Annotated in this window: 14 protein-coding genes; 5 read left to right on the top strand and 9 right to left on the bottom strand. The window is 71.8% G+C overall.

The features are described from left to right. Positions 1 to 68 precede the first annotated feature (68 nt). Entirely contained in the window at positions 69 to 1,592 is a 1,524-nt protein-coding gene (gene arfA, locus AC0QU1_RS05815; protein ID WP_483575089.1) for an arabinosylfuranosidase ArfA, read from the top strand. A 1-nt stretch (position 1,593) separates the two neighbouring features. On the opposite strand, the gene AC0QU1_RS05810 is transcribed toward arfA, so the two are convergent. From AC0QU1_RS05810 to AC0QU1_RS05780, 7 genes are all read right to left on the bottom strand, one after another. Beyond that, on the bottom strand, positions 1,594 to 2,916 hold the full coding sequence (locus AC0QU1_RS05810) for a sensor histidine kinase (protein WP_483575087.1): 1,323 nt from the start codon (positions 2,914 to 2,916) through the stop codon (positions 1,594 to 1,596). A 14-nt stretch (positions 2,917 to 2,930) separates the two neighbouring features. Beyond that, entirely contained in the window at positions 2,931 to 5,216 is a 2,286-nt protein-coding gene (locus tag AC0QU1_RS05805; protein ID WP_483575086.1) for an FtsX-like permease family protein, read from the bottom strand. Beyond that, entirely contained in the window at positions 5,213 to 6,037 is an 825-nt protein-coding gene (locus AC0QU1_RS05800) for an ABC transporter ATP-binding protein (RefSeq protein WP_483575084.1), read from the bottom strand. The genes AC0QU1_RS05805 and AC0QU1_RS05800 overlap by 4 nt, the downstream gene beginning before the upstream one ends. Before the next feature lie 193 nt (positions 6,038 to 6,230). After that, positions 6,231 to 6,563, bottom strand: a complete 333-nt coding sequence (locus tag AC0QU1_RS05795; RefSeq protein ID WP_483575082.1) for an L-rhamnose mutarotase — start codon at positions 6,561 to 6,563, stop codon at positions 6,231 to 6,233. Between the two features lie 8 nt (positions 6,564 to 6,571). Beyond that, positions 6,572 to 7,516 carry a carbohydrate ABC transporter permease gene (locus AC0QU1_RS05790; RefSeq protein ID WP_483575081.1) on the bottom strand — a complete coding sequence of 315 codons (945 nt, stop codon included), beginning with the start codon at positions 7,514 to 7,516 and terminating at the stop codon, positions 6,572 to 6,574. Then, positions 7,503 to 8,456: a carbohydrate ABC transporter permease gene (locus tag AC0QU1_RS05785; protein ID WP_483575079.1), complete on the bottom strand. Its 954-nt coding sequence runs from the start codon at positions 8,454 to 8,456 to the stop codon at positions 7,503 to 7,505. The genes AC0QU1_RS05790 and AC0QU1_RS05785 overlap by 14 nt, the downstream gene beginning before the upstream one ends. Continuing rightward, positions 8,456 to 9,820 (bottom strand): ABC transporter substrate-binding protein, encoded by a 1,365-nt coding sequence (locus AC0QU1_RS05780; protein ID WP_483575078.1) that lies wholly within the window; start codon positions 9,818 to 9,820, stop codon positions 8,456 to 8,458. Before AC0QU1_RS05780 ends, AC0QU1_RS05785 begins: the two co-directional genes overlap by 1 nt. Positions 9,821 to 10,035: 215 nt before the next feature. Between AC0QU1_RS05780 and AC0QU1_RS05775 the strand changes: the two genes are divergently transcribed. Genes AC0QU1_RS05775 through AC0QU1_RS05765 form a run of 3 tightly spaced genes read left to right on the top strand, consistent with a single transcriptional unit; the run spans position 10,036 to position 12,922 of the window. Continuing rightward, complete coding sequence (locus tag AC0QU1_RS05775; RefSeq protein ID WP_483575076.1) at positions 10,036 to 11,082, top strand: C-terminal binding protein; 1,047 nt, start codon at positions 10,036 to 10,038, stop codon at positions 11,080 to 11,082. 5 nt (positions 11,083 to 11,087) lie between these two features. Continuing rightward, complete coding sequence (locus AC0QU1_RS05770) at positions 11,088 to 12,173, top strand: zinc-dependent alcohol dehydrogenase (protein ID WP_483576637.1); 1,086 nt, start codon at positions 11,088 to 11,090, stop codon at positions 12,171 to 12,173. Next, positions 12,170 to 12,922 carry an SDR family oxidoreductase gene (locus AC0QU1_RS05765; RefSeq protein ID WP_483575075.1) on the top strand — a complete coding sequence of 251 codons (753 nt, stop codon included), beginning with the start codon at positions 12,170 to 12,172 and terminating at the stop codon, positions 12,920 to 12,922. The genes AC0QU1_RS05770 and AC0QU1_RS05765 overlap by 4 nt, the downstream gene beginning before the upstream one ends. Positions 12,923 to 13,005: 83 nt before the next feature. On the opposite strand, the gene AC0QU1_RS05760 is transcribed toward AC0QU1_RS05765, so the two are convergent. Next, positions 13,006 to 14,181 (bottom strand): mandelate racemase/muconate lactonizing enzyme family protein, encoded by a 1,176-nt coding sequence (locus AC0QU1_RS05760; RefSeq protein ID WP_483575073.1) that lies wholly within the window; start codon positions 14,179 to 14,181, stop codon positions 13,006 to 13,008. Between the two features lie 28 nt (positions 14,182 to 14,209). Continuing rightward, a complete protein-coding gene (locus tag AC0QU1_RS05755) occupies positions 14,210 to 14,935 on the bottom strand; it encodes a FadR/GntR family transcriptional regulator (protein WP_483575072.1) in 726 nt (241 codons plus the stop codon). A 245-nt stretch (positions 14,936 to 15,180) separates the two neighbouring features. Here AC0QU1_RS05755 and AC0QU1_RS05750 point away from each other — a divergent pair, with 245 nt between their 5' ends. Next, complete coding sequence (locus tag AC0QU1_RS05750) at positions 15,181 to 17,862, top strand: right-handed parallel beta-helix repeat-containing protein (protein ID WP_483575070.1); 2,682 nt, start codon at positions 15,181 to 15,183, stop codon at positions 17,860 to 17,862. The last annotated feature ends 78 nt before the right edge of the window (positions 17,863 to 17,940 follow it).

Genomic DNA, 17,940 nt, shown 5'->3' with positions numbered 1-17,940 from the left:
GGCTCACCACGGCAGCCGCCCCGCCCGACGCATGCCGCACGCACCAACCACCGAGGAGTACACCACCCATGCTGTCCGCATCCGTCACCATCGACCCGGCGTTCGTCGTCGGACCGGTGCGCCCCCGCACGTTCGGCTCGTTCGTCGAGCACCTGGGCCGCAGCGTGTACACGGGCCTGCACGAGCCCGGCCACCCGACCGCCGACGCCGACGGGTTCCGCGGCGACGTCGTCGAGCTCACCCGCGAGCTGGGGGTCACGACGGTGCGCTACCCCGGCGGCAACTTCGTCTCGGGCTACCGCTGGGAGGACGGGATCGGGCCGGTCGGGCAGCGCCCGCGGCGCCTCGACCTCGCGTGGCACTCGACCGAACCCAACCTCGTGGGGATCGACGAGTTCATGCGGTGGTGCGCCCGCACCGGCGTCGAGCCGATGATGGCGGTCAACCTCGGCACGCGGGGCGTGCAGGAGGCCCTGGACCTGCTCGAGTACTGCAACGTGCCGGGCGGCACCACCTGGAGCGACCTGCGCCGGGCCAACGGGGCAGAGGACCCGTACCGGATCACGATGTGGTGCCTGGGCAACGAGATGGACGGGCCGTGGCAGATCGGCCACAAGACCGCGCAGGAGTACGGGCGCCTTGCGGCCGAGACCGCGCGGGCGATGCGGATGGTCGACCCGGACCTCGAGCTCGTGGTGTGCGGCTCGTCCGGGTCGCAGATGCCCACGTTCGGCGAGTGGGAGCACACGGTGCTCACCGAGGCGTACGAGCACGTGGACCACGTCTCGGCGCACGCGTACTACTGGGAGGAGGACGGCGACCTCGCGTCCTTCCTGGCCTCCGCGGTGGACATGGACCACTTCGTCGACTCAGTGGCCGCGACGGCCGACGCCGTCCGCGCGGCGGGCAAGCACACCAAGCGGATCAACGTCTCGTTCGACGAGTGGAACGTCTGGTACCAGAAGCGGGCGGAGTCGCGCCCGCCGTCGGGCGACGACTGGCCGGTGGCGCCCGTGCTGCTGGAGGACCGCTACAACGTGGCCGACGCCGTGGTGGTCGGCAACCTGCTCATCTCGCTGCTGCGGCACACGGACCGCGTGCACGCGGCGTCGCTCGCGCAGCTCGTCAACGTCATCGCGCCGATCATGACCGAGCCGGGCGGCCGGTCCTGGCGGCAGACGACGTTCCACCCCTTCGCGCTCACCGCGCGGCACGCCGCGGGCGACGTGCTGCGCCTGGCCGTGGACGCGCCCGTGCAGGAGACGGCCAAGTTCGGCCCCGTCCCGGTGCTCGACGCCGTCGCGACCCACGACCCCGAGTCGGGCGGCGTGGTGCTGCTCGCGGTGAACCGGTCGCTCACGCAGGACGTGGCGCTCGAGGTCGACCTGCGGGGCTTCCCCGGGCTGCGGGTGGCCGAGGCGCTCACGCTGTCCAACCCCGACCACACGTGGTCCGCGACGGCCGACGACGCCACCTCCGTGCTGCCGCAGGCCAACGCGACGGCGAAGGTGGCCGACGACCACGCCCACGTCGAGCTGCCGCCGGTGTCCTGGTCGATGGTCCGGCTGGAACAGGCACCGGCCGACCGGTAGGTCACCCGCGGCCGGGCGCGGCCGTCGGCAGCGTCACGGTCACCACGGTCGGCCCGCCGACCGGGCTGGACAGCTCGAACGTGCCGTCGACGGAGCGGGCGCGCTCGGCGAGGCCCGCGAGGCCGGACCGGAGGCCGGAACCGTCCGCCGGCACGACGCGTGCGCCGCCGCGGCCGTCGTCGCGCACCCGGACGCGGACGACGTCCGCGCCGCCCCTCTCGTGGCGCTCGACCCGCACGTCCATGGCCGACGCGCTGGCGTGCTTGGCCGCGTTGGTGACCAGCTCCGCGATCGTGAAGTAGGCGATCGACTCGATGGCCGGGGCCAGCCGGCCGCCCGCCTCGACCTCCGGGCGCACGTCGACCGTGACCGGCAGCGGCGCGCGGCCGGCCAGCGTGGCGAGCGCGACCCCGAGACCGTCGTCGAGCGCGGGCGGGTGGATGCCGCGGGCGAGCTCGCGGAGTTCCACGAGCGCCTCCTTGGCCGAGGCGTGCGCGGTGTCGAGCAGCTCGGCGGTCTGCGCGGGGTCGTCCTGGCCGGTGAGCTGCTCCCTCGCCTCGCCGAGCTGCATCGCGATGGCGACGAGGCGGGCCTGCGTGCCGTCGTGCAGGTCGCGCTCGATGCGGCGCAGGCGCGCGTCGGCGTCGTCCACCGTGTCCGCGCGCGAGGCCTCCAGCTCCGCGACGCGCAGGCTCGCGCGGGTCGGGCCGAGCAGCGCGACGGCGAGGACGCGGACCAGCGCGACGAGCAGGTGCTGGGCCCACGGCCACAGGAACAGCAGGACCAGACCGCCGAGCGCGACGAGGAGCTGGCCGAGGAGTGTGTCCACGAACGCGCCGCCATGGTTCCACGTGCCGTCGGGGGCCTGCTGCAGCGGCAGGAGCCGGAACCAGGTCCAGTAGGTGAGCCCGGCCAGGCCGGTGAGCAGGAACGTCGTGCTCACGACGAACCCCACCAGCGTGGCCGGCACGGAGGCGATCATGAAGAGCACGGCACGCCAGCCCACGGCATCGCCCACCATGGCGCCGAGGGTGCGCCAGAAGCCCCGGGGGCGAACGTACGGCGCGGGTGCGGCGATGTCGACGCCGAGCAGGCCGCGCATCAGGCCGCGGTAGAGCGCGCCCCAGCCACGCCCGCCGAGCACGACGGCGCCGGCCACGAACAGGCCCACGACGGTCACCGCGACCGTGGCCGTGGAGACGACGGTGAGGATCCCGTAGGCGAGGGCGAACGGTGCGAGCAGCAGCGCGATCCAGAGGAACCCGTACTCGCCCCAGGTACGACGTGCGAGGGGCGCGTTCAGGAGGTGCACCATGGCTGTCATGTTCTCAGGTTCGGCTACTCGACGGAGACGGCCGACTCGGCCGGCCGGCCACGCGTCGCCCGCCAGGCGGGCAGCAGCGTGGCGCCGAGGGTGATCAGGACGACCAGGCCGACGATACCCACGTAGACCAGCGGGGGCCCGGCGGGAATCAGCGAGCCGAGCCGCTTGAGGCTGACCGGGACCAGGATTCCCATCGCCGCCACGGTGCCCAGTGCGATACCGGTGACGGCCACGATCGCGGCCTCGATCCCGACCATCCGCAGCACCTGACGGCGCGTCGAGCCCACGAGCCGCTGCAGCCCGAACTCTCGCTGCCGTGCCGCCGTGCTCGACACCAGGGTGTTGATCATCGTGATCGCCGCGTACCCGACGAGCATGAGCACCATGATGTAGATCGCGTACGAGGCCGTCTTCTTCCCTTCCTCGTACTCGGCGAACAGGACGTCGCGATCGTCCACCGTCAGCCCGTCCCGGCCCGCTGTCAGCGCGGTCAGGTCCACCACCAGTTGCTCGGGCGCGGTGCCCTCCTGGGCGGTGACCAGGATGCGCGTCGCGACCCCCTCGGTGGTGTGCGCGGCCAGGGTGTCGGCCGGGAGCAGCAGCGTGTCGTAGTCGTCCGCCGCGGAGAACAGCGCGGCCACCCGCACGTCCTGGAGGGTGTTGTCCCCCATCCGGAGCGTGATCGTATCGCCGAGGCCGACGCCGAGGCTGCTGGCATGCTCGTCCTCGATCGCCACCGTCGCGCCGTGCAGGTCGGTGAGCGCACCGGCGGTCACGTCGACGGGCGTGCTGGTCCCCGCGCTCTCGGCCGTGACTCCCTGGAGGTTCCAGCCCTCACCCATCGGCGACACGTCGTCCGGGCTCTCGACGAAGCCCACGCTGCTGACGTACTCCGACGCGCCGGCGACGCCCGGGAGCTGGTTGATCTGCTCGACCAGCTCCGGGTCGAGCCGGTCCTGCCCGGTCACCACGGCATCGGCGACGACGCCGTCGGCGAAGGCCTGCCGGTCGGCGGTGTCGTTGGTCGTCTGCAGGTAGAGCATCCCGGTGGACACCCCGGTCAGCAGGATGACCGGCCCCAGCACGGCCGCGAGCCGACCGGTCCGGCCGCGGGCGTTGAGCACGGCGAGGTCGCCTGTCAGCCCGCCCAGCGCGCGCACCGGCGTCTGGAGCAGGAAGATCATGAGCTTCGCCAGGACCGGCGCCAGCAGGGCGAGCCCGATGGTGAACACGATGACCGCCGGCGCGGCCGTGGCCGGCGCGAGCGGACCGCTCAGCACCGCGACGGTCACCATGGTCAGCGCGATCCCTGCGGCGACGAAGAGCAGCCCGCCGAGCACGCGCCACCCGCCGATCAGCTTGCCGCCGTCGAGGGACGCCTCGGCGAGCGCCTGGCTCGGCTTGGTGCGCGCCGCCCTCCGGCCGGCACCCATGGCGCCGCCAACGGCCGCGAGGATCGCGACCGCCATCGCGGCCACCGACGGGATCCAGCCCTGGTGGAAGGCGACACCCGCCGTGGCGATGCCCTGGTCGGCGAGGAAGCCGAACACGAGCTTGCCCAGGAACTGGCCCGGAGCGATCGCGGCCGCGGTGGCGACCAGGGACAGCACCAGCGTCTCGCGGAGGACCATCCGGCGCACCTGGCGGGGCGTCGCCCCGATGGCGCGCAGCAGCGCGAGCTCCTTCTGGCGCTGCGAGATCGACAGCCCGAGCATCGAGGCCACCCCGAAGACCGACACCAGCAGCGCGAAGGCGCTGAAGACGCCGGCGAGGGACACCACGTTCACGCTGGTCGCCGTGGCCCCGCGCAGCTCGGCCCGGCCTCGCTCGTCACCGACCAGCGTCACGGTCTCGCTGCTTGCCTGAGCGCTGCCCGGGTGAGCGCTGCTCAGCGCGGCATCGATCCGCTCGCGCAGCTCGGCCACGTCGGTCCCGGGGTCGGCGACGACGCCGATCGCATCGACGGTCCCTGCCGAGGGCGTCCCTTCGAAGACATAGGTCTCGGTGTCCGCCACGCCCGGCAGCGCCGCGATGGCGCCCTCCAGCCCGGCGTCGATGCGGACCCGCTCGGGCAGGACCGCCGGCTCGTCCTCGTCGGCGCCGGGCGCGAGGTGCGTCTGGTCGCCTGCGACGACGACGTCGGCCGAGGCGAGCTGCTGCGGCGGGGCGGCCGCGCGGATGCCCGTCTCGATCAGGCCGCCGGTGGCCATCAGGATGACCGCGGCGAAGAACATCGCGAGGAAGGCCGCAACGAACGTGCCCGTGCGGAACCGCAGGGTGCGGAGTGCGAGCTGCATCATCGGCGCGGCCCTCCGACGGTCGTCCCGAGGCCCGTCCCGAAGTCCGCAGCAGACGGCGCAGGCGCCTCGTCCGCGTACGCACCCAGGTGGGTCATCCGCTCGGCCACGGCGTCCGCCGTCGGCGAGTACAGCTCGCCCACCACACGCCCGTCGGCGAGGAACAGGACCCGGTCGGCGTAGGACGCCGCGACCGGGTCGTGCGTCACCATCACGATGGTCTGGCCGGCCTGCCGCACGGAGTGCTGGAGCAGGCCGAGCACGTCCCGCGCGGTCCGCGTGTCGAGCGCGCCGGTCGGCTCGTCGGCGAAGATGACCGCTGGCTCGGTGATCAGTGCCCGCGCGATGGCGACCCGCTGCTGCTGCCCACCGGACAGCTCCGCCGGACGGTGCTTGCGCCGTTCGGCCAGGCCCACCTGTGCGAGCACGCTGGTCACCCGGCCCTTGGCCGGGCTCCGGCCGGCGAGCCGCAGCGGCAGCGTCACGTTCTGCTCCACGGTCAGCACCGGGAGCAGGTTGAACGCCTGGAAGATGAAGCCGACCCGGTCGCGCCGCAGTTCCGTCAGCTCGGTCTCGCTCATCGTGCTGAGCTCGCGGTCCTCAAGAACCACCGAACCCGCTGTCGGCTGGTCGAGCCCGGCCGCAGCCTGCAGCAGCGTGCTCTTGCCGGAGCCGGACGGACCCATGATCGCCGTGAACGTACCCCGGCCGAACTGCGTCGTCACGTCGTCGAGCGCCACCACCTGGTTGCCGCGCTTGCCGTAGACCTTGCGGACGGACGTCAGCCGGACCGCATCGCCGGCGCCACCTGTGTCTGTGAACATTCCCATCGCACCGTTCCCCCATGCCACGCCGTGTTGCGTGCGCACCGGGTACGACGTTATGAAGAGGCGCGGTTCACCTGATACGGGGCCTGCTGGTCAGTCGCGGTAGGGACATCCCCCCGGCCGGCCGGGGGACGCCGGGCCCGGGCCAGGACGGCGACCAGGTGCAGGTGGGCATCGACGAGGTGGCGCGTCATGACAGGTGCCAGACCTCCTGCATGTCCCGCCACCGCTCGCCGGGCTTCGCGTCCCGGCCGAAGGGCGTCTGGCACGGGTCGGTGTGCGTCCACCACTCCTGGGTGACCGGGTCCTGCGCGATCGGGGCCATGTCGGCCTCGTGGTCCGCGCCCGTGTACTCGTAGTAGGCGAACAGCGTGTTCTCCAGCACGAAGATCGTGTAGTTGTGCACGTTGCACGCCCGAAGGGTCGCCTCGACCTGCGGCCAGACGGCGGCGTGCAGGCGCAGGTACTCCTCGCGCTTCTCCGGGACGACGTCGACAACCAGCCCGTGTCGCTCGACAGCCATCGTCAGGTTCACTCCTTCGTCCCGCCGGCGGTCATGCCCGCCACCAGGAATCGTTGTGAGAAGAGGAAGATCAGCAGCACCGGTGCCACCGACAGCACGGTAGCCAGGGCCAGCGCGGGCAGCTCGATCGTCGTCACCCCGGCGGCCGTCGGGTTGAACTGCGGGACGTTCGCCAGCATCTCGGCCAGACCGACCTGGATGGGCGCCTTCGGCCCGGGCACCACGAGGAACGGCAGGAAGTAGTTGTTCCAGTTCGCCACGAAGCTGAAGAACCCGACGAGCGCCACCACGGGTTTGGCGAGCGGGAGCGCGATGCGGGTGAACACCGCCAGCTCCCCGCAGCCGTCGATCCGGGCGGCGGCCAGGAGGTCCGCCGGGATGCTGGACGAGAAGTAGATGTAGGTCAGGTAGACGCCGAACGGGAAGAACGAGAACGGCAGGATCACCGAGGCCGCCGAGCCCACGAGCTGCAGCGCCGAGAGCTCCAGGAAGATCGGCAGCACCAGCGCCGTGTTCGGGATGAGCATGACCACGAGGGTGGTGGTCAGGAGCGCCTTGCGGCCCCGGAACGTGCCGAGCGCCATCGCGTAGCCGGCCGGGATGCTGGTCAGGAGCGTCACGACCAGCGCGACGCCCGAGTACAGGCCCGCGTTGCCCAGCCACTGGAACACGATGCCGTTCTGGAAGCCCACGAGCGCGTCCCAGTTCGCGGCCAGGTCGCCGAACGTGCCGGGCGCGAAAGGCCCCGTGGTGAGGAGATCGCGGGGCGACTTTCCCGTGGCGTTCAGGAGCCAGAGGATCGGCACGGCGAAGAACAGGGCGAAGAAGGTCAGCACCACCGCGACAAAAGCACGCCCCAGCCACGTGGCGGGGGTGGTCTCGGCGCGGCGCGCGCCGCGGGAGCCGGGGCCAGCTGTCGAGGCCGCGGCGGCGCCCAGGTCAGTCGCGCTCAAAGAGGCCTCCCCTGATGACGAAGAACATGCTCAGGCCGAGGGAGACCACGAGCAGGAGGATCGCGATCGCGGCCGACCCGTTGTGGTCGGTCTGCTTGAACGCGTAGAGGTAGGCGAGCTGGTTGAGCGAGTAGTCCACGGGGACCACCCCCTTGCTGGCCTGGGACAGGATGCGGGGCTCGACGAAGAGCTGGGTGCCGGCGGCCAGCGACATGACCGCCATGTACGAGATCCACTTGCGCATCATCGGGAGCTGGATGCTGAGCGCGGTCCGCAGCCGGCCCGCGCCGTCGATCTTCGCCGCCTCCATGACCTCGCCGGGCACGTTGTTCAGCGCCCCGTAGAGCACCACGATCCAGCCGCCGGCCCCCGTCCAGAACGCGATGATCGCGAAGATCACCGGCAGGTTCCCGGGCGAGACCGTCTGCACGAACGTCTCCATGCCCAGCGCGTGCAGCACCCAGGAGACCGGGCTGACGGTCGGGTCGAGGACGAAGAGCCAGAGCATCACGCTGGACGCACCCGCCAGCGCACCGGGGATGTAGTAGACGAACCGGAGCCCGGTACTCAGCCCACGCCTGGCCAGCCCGTGGACCAGCAGCGCCAGCACGACGACGAAGAGAACGAGCCCGGCCAGCCAGAACAGGACGAACAATGCCACGTGCAGCACCGCCGGCCCGAACCGGAAGTCCTGGGTCACCCGGATGAAGTTGTCGAGACCGACGAACTGCCCGTCCTCGGTCACGGACAGGTAGGCCGCGTAGAGCGTGGGCGCCAGGCCGAACATGAGCAGGAGCACCGTGTAGCCGGACACGAAGAGGTACGACATCCGGCTGCGGCTCCGGGCGATGCTCCCGTGCCGCGCCGTCCGGACCCCGGGGGCCCGCGGCGGCGCCGCCCCCGGAGCGGGAGCGGCGCCGGACTGCTGTGCCGTCGCCATCACTCGACCGTGTACCCGTTCACCTGGGCCTCGTTCTCCAGGGCCGTCTGCCAGTCGGGCAGCAGGTCGACGAGCTTCCTGCCCGCGGCGAGCTCGGGCGTCACGGTCTTGGCGAAGACGGCCTCCTGGCTGAAGCGGGGGTAGCCCCACCCGTCCCAGACCTGGCCGGACGCCGTGGTGACGTTCTCGGCGAAGTCTCCCGCGTAGTACCCGGACTTGGCCTGGTTCTCGAGCCACTTGTCCGCCGCCGAGGCGTAGGCGGGGAGGCCGGGCGCGAGGTCCACCTGGTACTCGTCGGAGCTCGTCACGAACTCCAGGAAGGTCTTGGCCGCCTCGAGGTTCGTGGAGTGCTGCGAGATGAACCAGGTGCCGCCGCCGACGTTCCCGGTGACGGGCTCCGCCCCCTCCCAGGCCAGCGGCAGCCCCGCCGCGATCGTGCCCTCAGGGGCGTCGAGCGAGTCCTTGTTCTGGAAGAGCGCACCGCTGAACCAGACCGGGCCGGGCAGCATGAGCACCTTCCCGGTGTACTCCTGCACGAACTCGGCGTCGAAGACGCTGTCCTGCACCACCGATCCCGCGTCGATCAGGTTGTCGAGGATCTCGGCCATCCGCACGGTCTTGGGATCGGACATGTCGGCGCTGAAGCCGTCCGTCCCGGTGACCGTGTTGATCGGCGCCTCAGCTCCCCAGAAGTACACCTCGGGTGTCCAGGCGTCGCCGACGGAGCCCACGATGTAGCCGGGGTGCTCCTCGGCGACCCGTTCCCCGAGCTCCTCGTACTCCTCCCACGTGGTGGGGACCTCGTACCCGAACTTGTCGAACAGGCTCTGGTCGTACCAGGTCACGACCGACGCGAGGTCGTTGCGCAGCCCGTACACGGTGCCGTCGATGGTCGTAGGGTCGAGGGCACCGGGGGTGAACCCGTCCAGGAACTCCTGGTCGAAGTACCCCTGGTCGAGCGGGGCGGCGAACGGCGTCTGCCCGACCGCCGCCCACGCGGCGTCGTTGTTCTGCGTCGAGAAGACGACGTCGGGCCAGCCGGAGCCGGCCGAGTCGAACGCGGTGATCTTGGTCTGGAAGCTGCCCGACCCGTTCGCGCCGCCGTCGTAGGTCTCGACATTGACGGGGACGTCCGGATGAGCCTTGGTGAACGCCTCCACGGCGGGCTCGCGCGAGGCGTCGACCCAGACCGTGATCGGGCTGTCGGCGTCCTGCTCCTCGGCGTCGAAGCCGTAGGGCGAGTCGGCGCCGGCGCCGGAGCCACCGCCGCATGCCGAGAGCGCCAGCGCGGGCGCGACGAGGGCCGCCGCAAGAGTGAGCCGCCGGAACCGCGTACGGCCGGCCGAACGAGTACGCAAGGACATCGTTGTTCCTATCCATCAGCAACAGTGCGTAACTGGAATGCGTGTCTGGAGGCCCTGGACCGTGGCCCCCTCGCTTCGCGGCCGACTCTACCAGAGATCACATGTATGCCAAGTGTCATTGGTCATCACATATACTACGTGTTGCTCCGGAGGTGTCTGCTGACTGCCGGATCATCCAGGCCCTGACAGGCATTCCGACGAAGGAGAGCCCATCCATGCCACCCACGCTGCCCCCCACGCCGCCGGCCACCATCGCGGTGACCGAGTGCGACCACGACGCGTTCCTCGAGGAGGAAGCGGTGGCCCGCGAGAGCGGCGTCGACCTGCTGATCCGGCAGAGCCGCACCCGCGACGAGCTGGTCGACGCCTGCCGGGACGCCGACGGGATCCTGGTGCAGTACGCGCGGATCGACGGCGACGTCATGGACGCTCTGCCCCGCCTCCGGGCGATCGGACGCTACGGCGTCGGCGTGGACTCGGTAGACATCGAGGCCGCGACCGCACGCGGCATCGCCGTCTGCAACGTCCCCGACTACGGCACCGAGGCCGTCTCGGACCACGCGATCGGGCTCACGCTCGCCGTGGCCCGCGGCATCCCGCGCACGGACCGGGGCCTGCGGGAAGGCCGGGTGGACCTGCCCGCCGTCCGGCCCCTCTTCCAGACCCGGGGACGCACGTTCGGGGTGATCGGCCTCGGGCGGATCGGCGCGGCCACGGCCCGCAAGGCGGCCGGCCTCGGGTACGAGGTCATCGGGCACGACAGCCTCGCCGAGCCGGGCACCACCTACCTCGGCGTGCCGGCGGTCACGCTCGACGAGCTGTGCGCCCGCGCGGACGTCGTGTCGCTGCACGTCCCGCTCACACCCGAGACCCGCGGCCTGATCGGCGGCGACCAGCTCGCGCTGATGCGGGACACGACGATCGTCGTCAACACCGCGCGCGGCGGCGTGGTCGACGTGCCGGCCCTGGTCGACGCGCTGGGCGCGGGCCGCCTCGGCGGGGCCGGGATCGACACCCACGAGGACGAGCCCCTCCCGGTGGACCACCCCCTCACCCGGTTCGACAACGTCGTCCTGACCCCGCACCTCGCCTGGTACACGGAGGAGTCCTACGGCGAGCTCAAGCGCCGCACCATCGAGAACGTCGTCGAGGTCCTGGCCGGGCGGCCGCCGCGCGACATCGTGAACCCGGAGGCGCTGGGCACCGGCCGGACGGCCCTGACACACGCCCTCCGGCACGACACCGCCGGAGGTGTCCGGTGACGACCATGCCCGCGGTCGTCTGGACCGGCACCGACACGCTGGAGCTGCGCGACGTCGACGTCCCGCAGCCGCCCCCGGGCTGGGCGCTGGTCGAGGTGGCCTACACGGGGATCTGCGGCACGGACCTCGCCATCGTGCACGGCAGGCATCCCCGCGCGCGCCACGGGCTCATCCTCGGGCACGAGATCTCCGGCCGCGTCGTCCGGGAGGCGCCGACCGGGCCGCGGGCGGGGACGCCGGTCGTGGTGGAGCCCTTGATCTCGTGCGGCCGCTGCCGTGCGTGCCGCCGTGGCGACACGCACGTGTGCCGCGAGCTGGGCCTCTACGGCATCGACGTGCCCGGCAGCCTCGCCCGGTACGTCGCGCTCCCGCCCGAGGTGCTGCACGAGGTGCCCGCCGACGTCAACCTGCAGCTCGCGACCCTGGTCGAACCGCTCGCGGTCGCCGTGCACGCCGTGTCGCTGTCCGGGCTACGGCCAGGCGACACGGTTGCCGTCGCGGGCGCCGGACCGATCGGGATCCTGACGGCCCTGACCGCGCGGCACGCCGGGGCGGAGCGCGTGATCGTCAGCGAGACCTCCCCCGCGCGGCGTACGCTCGCCGAACGGCTCGGCCTGACCGTCGTCCCCGCGGAAGGAACGCTCACGGACACGGCCCGTGAGCTCACCGATGGCGAGGGCGCGGACGTCACGTTCGACGCGGCGGGGCATCCCGCCGTCGCGCCGGACCTGACCGCGGCCACGCGGGTCGGCGGCACGGTGGTGGTCGTCGCCGTGCACAAGGAGCCGACGCCGGTGGACCTGCGCGAGGTCTGCTTCAAGGAGCTCGTCGTCCGCGGGGTCCGCGTCTACACGACGGACGACGTGCGGCGGGCGATCGAGCTGGTCGCCGACGGCAGCCTGGGCCTGGACCGGCTGCCGACCCGGGTGTTCCCGCTCGCCGAGGCCGCGGCGGCGGTCTCGGCCGCCGGTGCGGCGGCGGAGTACCTCAAGGTCATGGTCGCGTCCCGCGAGGAGGGCGCGTCCCACGAGGAAGACGCGTCGCAGTCGCACGAGGAAGACGCGCCCCACGAGGAGGGTGCGGGCTCGTGAACCCGTTCGACCTGACCGGACGGACCGCCGTCGTGACCGGCGGCGCCCGAGGGCTCGGGCTGGGGATCAGCCGCTCCTTGATCGCCGCCGGGGCCGACGTGATCGTCCTGGCGCGCGGCGAGGTGCCCGACGAGCTCGTCGCGTACGCACGTGACCACGGCCGCACGGTCTCCGGCGTGCGCGTGGACCTCGCGGATCCCGGATCGATCGACGAGGCCGCGCGACGGGTGCTCGCCCAGGGCACCGTGGACATCCTGGTGAACAACGCGGGCACGCAGGTCCGGCGCCCGGCGGCCGAGTTCCCGCTCGACGAGTGGGACGCGGTGCTCCAGGTCAACCTGCGGGCCGTGCTGCAGCTGTGCCAGGCGTTCGGCCGCCCCATGCTGGAGCGCCGCGACGGCAAGATCGTGAACCTGGCGTCCCTGCTCAGCTTCCAGGGCGGCCTCACGGTCCCGGCGTACGCGGCGAGCAAGGGCGCGGTCGCGCAGCTCACCAAGGCACTGTGCAACGAGTGGGCGGCGCGCGGCGTGAACGTCAACGCGGTGGCGCCCGGCTACATGGACACGGACATGAACACCGCGCTCCTGGCCGACCCCGTCCGGTCCCGCCAGATCGGGGACCGCATCCCGGCGGGCCGGTGGGGCCGGCCCGCCGACGTCGGCGGAGCGGTGGTGTTCCTCGCCTCCGCGGCCGCCGACTACGTCCACGGGCACGTACTGGCCGTGGACGGCGGCTGGCTGGCCCGCTGACGGCAACCACCACGCGCGACGACGAGACGCCGCGAGGGCCGCCCGACGATTGCCGGACGGCCCTCGCGGCCTGCGGTGCGGCGTCAGCCGACCGACGCCACCTTCAGTGGAGCGGCCGGGTCACGGCGCGGCGCCAGCCGCAGGCCGGCCTCGCGCGGACGGACGTGCGGGCCGGCCGGCGTCGCCCACGACCCCGTCCCGGTGCTCGCCGCGATCTGCGCCTCGTCCACGTCGATGCCGAGACCCGGCTGGTCGCCCAGCACGATCCCGCCGTCCTCGAAGGACTGGTCGACCGTCAGGCCCACCGGGAACGACAGGTCCTGCACCTCGCTCACGAGGTGGTTGGGCACCGCCGCTGCCGCGTGCGCCAGCGGGTTGCAGTTGTACGCGACCGGGCTGACCGGCAGGTCGTGCGCGTGGGCGAAGGCCGCCACCCGCAGGAAGTGCGTGGGGCCCCAGACACTCCCGGTCTGCACCACGTCGACCGCACCGGCCTCGACGAGCGGCCGGAACTGCTCGAGCCCGGTGAGGTTCTCGCCGGTGGCGAGGGCGGTCGACGTCGACCGCGCCACCGCGAGGTGTCCCTCGACGTCCCAGCGGCGCACCGGCTCCTCGATCCAGGTCAGGTCGACCTGCGCCTCGATCTGTGCCAGCAGCCGGCGCGCCTGGTGCCTGCCCCAGCTCTCGTTCACGTCGTACATCAGCGCCGGGTTGTCGCTGTTCCGGCTCATCACCCCGCGCACCGTGCTGAGCCGGGCCACGTCACGACGCAGGTCGAGACCGCCCTTGACCTTGGCGCCGGTGTACCCACGCTCGGCGAACCGCGAGTACAGCTCGACGAGGCCGTCCTCGTCCAGGCCGTACTCGAGACCCGACGCGTACCCGGCCACGAACCGGTCGCGCGCGCCCAGCAGGCGCCACAGCGGCTCCCCGGCCAGCTTCGCCTTGAGGTCCCACAGCGCCATGTCCAGCGCGCCGATCGTGGCGAAGGTCGAGCCGGCGTGCCCGGCCTTGAAGACCCAGGAGAGCATCCGGTCGTACAGCGCGGAGACCGCGCGGGGGTCCTCCCCCTCGATCGCCGGGAACACCCGGTCGATCGCATCGTGCGCCCCGAGGCCGACGCCCGTCAGACCGCCGTCGGTCTCGACCAGGACGATCGGCACCTCGGTGACGCCGCTGTGCACCACGCCGTTGACGTCGCCGACCGGCCGCCCCCACCGGTGCACGGTGAGCAGGCTCCGGTACCCCGTGATCCGCATGGGTGGTAACTTATCATACGAATGACATCTAGGCCTTGGGGCGGCGGCGGGCCCAGCTCCGGGAGATGTGCGCGCGCATCAGGTCCGCGGACGCCTCCGTGTCGCCGCTCATGACGGCCTCGAAGATGTGGCGGTGCTCCTCGTGCGTCAGCTCGTTGTGCCCCTGCGGCGGCGCGCCGGTGTACTGGGACACCAGGCGGGCCTTGCCCTGGATGCTGAAGATGATCGCCCGCGCGAACTCGTTGCCGGAGATCCGGTGGACCAGCGAGTGGAAGGCGATGTCCTCGTCGGCGTACCTGTCGGGGTCGTCGAGCGCGGCTTCGAGCGCCGCGAACTGGCGGGACAGCGCCGCGCGGGCGTCGTCGTCGATCTGCCGGGCGGCCGACGACGCCATCAGGCCCTCCAGCACGGTCCGGATCCCGATGAGCTGGTCCATGAAGAGCAGGCTGTCCTCGCGCTGGAAGATCGCCTCGAGGACCATGGGGTCGAGCAGCCGCCAGGACTCGCGGTCCAGCACGACGGTGCCCCACCCCTGACGTGCGGCGACCAGCCCTTTCTCCGCCAGCGCTGTGAGCGCCTCGCGGATCACCGTGCGGCTCACCGTGAACGTCTCGCACAGCGCGGCGGCCGTGGGCAGCGCGGTACCCGGTGCGTACTTCTCGGTGACGACGTCCTGCACCAGTGCCCGGATGACCGCCTCCGCGAGCGCCGGCCTGTTGCGGGTCACCTGGGTGATCGGTGCCTGCTGAACCACGTGTCTCTCCTCTTCCGACGCGGGATCGCGAAGGGCCGCACGGGCGCCCATCGTAACTCTCGGGCCTCGTTCGACCATTGCGCACACATCATATGTGTGATTAGTCTCGCCGCGGGCAAGGCAGCCCAGTCGCCTCAGCAGAAAGCGATGGAACGATGACACCGAAGTCACGAACACGAGCTCCGAGGTACCGAGACAGAGCCTCTCGAGGCCGAGCCCCTCACGACCGAACGAGGAGAGCCGGCGTGGTGGCGGCCCTGAGCGTCACGGCCGTGCTGGTCTCGACACTGGTTCCGCTCCAGGCCGCACACGCGGCCCCCGACACCGCAACCCAGGCCGCATCCCAGGCCGCATCGCAGGGCCAGGGCCGCACCTACTTCGCCGCCCCGGACGGCCTGGACGTCGGTCAGTGCCAGGCGCTGCTGCCCTGCTCGCTCGAGCGTGCCCAGCAGGTGGTCCGGCACGAGGCCCGCAAGGGCAGGGACGTCACCGTCCTGCTGGGGGACGGGACCTATCGGGTCTCCGAGCCGCTCGAGTTCGGTTCGCGGGACGGCGGCCGCTCGGGTCACACCGTGCGGTGGACGGCGGCCCCCGGCGCCGAGCCCGTGATCTCCGGTGCCACCGAGGTCTCCGGGTGGTCGGTGCACGACGAGGACGCCGGCATCTACGTCGCGGACACGCCGCGCGGGCTCGACAGCCGCCAGCTCTACGTGAACGGGGTCATCGCGCAGCGCGCTTCCCTGCCGCTGGCCAACTCCGACGTCACGCCCACCCCGACCGGGCTCACCATCAACAACCAGCAGCTCGGCTACCTCGCCGACCTGCCCGACCAGGGCCGGATCGAGTTCCAGTCGCTCGGCGACTTCACCAACCGCTACTCCCCCGTCGAGTCGATCGACGGCTCCACGATCACCATGGCGCAGCCCGCCTGGGACAACAACACCTGGGGCTGGGACACCGTCCAGAACTCGTTCCTGGCCGGGCCCACGTGGTACCTGGAGAACTCGCTCGCTTTCCTCGACCAGGTGGGCGAGTGGTACCTCGACCCGTCCGCGGGGAAGGTGTACTACAAGCCGGGTCCCGGCGTCGACCCGGACGACCTGGACGTCGAGCTGCCGCGGGTGGAGTCGCTGGTGAGCATCAGCGGCACGTACGACCAGCCGGTGACCGGCCTGGCGTTCGACGGCATCGAGTTCACCGGAACGTCGTGGCTCGGCCCGTCCGCCTACGGCTACGCGATCCAGCAGAACGGCGCGTTCATCAAGGACGAGTACGACTACCGGCCGGACGACGCCTTCACGAGCTGCTCGCGGGGCTGCGAGATGTTCGAGCGGGCCCGCTTCGACTCCTGGTACCAGGAGCCGGCCGCGGTACAGGTCTCCGCGGCCCGCGACATCTCGCTGACCGGCAACCGCTTCACGAACCTGGGGCAGACCGCGCTCGGCATCGGCAACGACGACAACGCGACGCTGTCCGGGGTGGGCCTGGGCGCCAGCGGCATCGAGGTGCTGGGGAACGTCTTCCACGAGGTCGGCGGCCACGGGATCGCCGTCGGCGGGGTGCGGGAGGATGCCCACCACCCGAGCGATCCGCGGATGACCAACAAGGACATCCGTATCGAGAACAACACGGTCAACCGGGTAGCTGTCGACTACAAGGACAACTCGGGCATCCTCAGCACGTACGCGACGAACGTCCAGATCGTGCACAACGAGGTCGCCAACGTCGCCTACGACGGGATCGACACCGGCTACGGCTGGGGCACCAACGACGCGGGCGGCTCCGCGGAGTACGTCCGCCGCGGCTACTACAACTGGCACACCCTCTACACGACCCCGACGACGCTCAAGGACAACCTCGTCGCGGGCAACCTCGTGCACCACACCAAGGCGCGGTTCGCGGACGGCGGGTCGCTGTACAACCTCTCGGCCAGCCCGGGCACCGTGGTGGAGCGCAACTACCTGTTCAACGTCTCCGGCGTGGGCCTCTACCTGGACGAGGGGACGCGCTACACCACCTACCGGCAGAACGTGCTCCAGGGCACCAACCCGTGGGTGTTCACCAACGCCTACAGCGACGGCAACAACACCAGCGACAACATGATCCGCGAGAACTGGTACAACTCCGGCGGGGCGCAGATCCCGAACGCGGAGGAGCGGAACAACCAGGTCATCGACAACGTCTCGGTCTCGGGCACGAGCTGGCCGCAGGGGGCCCTTGACGTCATGTGCGAGGCCGGCGTCGCGCCGGAGTATCGCACCACGCTGAACGCCAACCTGTTCGGCCTCGCGCAGTGCCCGGTCCAGGCACCGGTCAGCGACTGGTACGAGACGACGGCGGCTTCCGCGGGCGCCAGCTACTTCGGGCAGCAGTCCGGGCAGCAGGGCACCGCGTTCGGCGTCGCGGCGGCTGGCGCGGACGTGTGGGGCGCGGGCGGCCAGCGGGACGACGCGTTCGGTGCGCTCTACCGGGCGGGCTCCGTCACCTCGGGGTCGAGCGTGTCCGTCCGGGTCGACACGGTCAACGACACTAACGCCTGGGCCAAGAGCGGGGTCATGGTGCGCAACGACCTCACCGCGCCCGGCGCCTCGGCCGGGTACGCGATCGCGGCGGTGACCCCGCGCAACGGCGTCGTCTTCCAGTGGGACGCCGACGCGGACGGCTACCTGGACACCGGGGCGCAGGCGCGGGTCGACACGCACCGCGCGGTGTGGGTCAGGCTGGACCGCACGGGCGACCAGGTGACGGCGTCCTACTCGTACGACGGCGTCAACTACCGGCAGGTCGGGTCCGCGGTGACGCTCCCCGGCGTGGCGGCGGTCCAGGACGGCGGCATCTTCTCGACGTCGCACGACGCGACCACGGCGGCGATCAACGTGTTCAGCGGCCTCGACCCCGCCGAGCCCGGCAGTCCCGCCCGGTCGTAGACCCGCCCGCTCGGTCCGACGTCGTCCGCCGTCGGACCGGGCGGCGGCCGGCAACCCGACCACGGCCGGCCGGTAACC

It is taken from the genome of Promicromonospora noduliphila (assembly GCF_056951025.1).
This window is presented reverse-complemented; position numbering and strand designations above follow the sequence as displayed.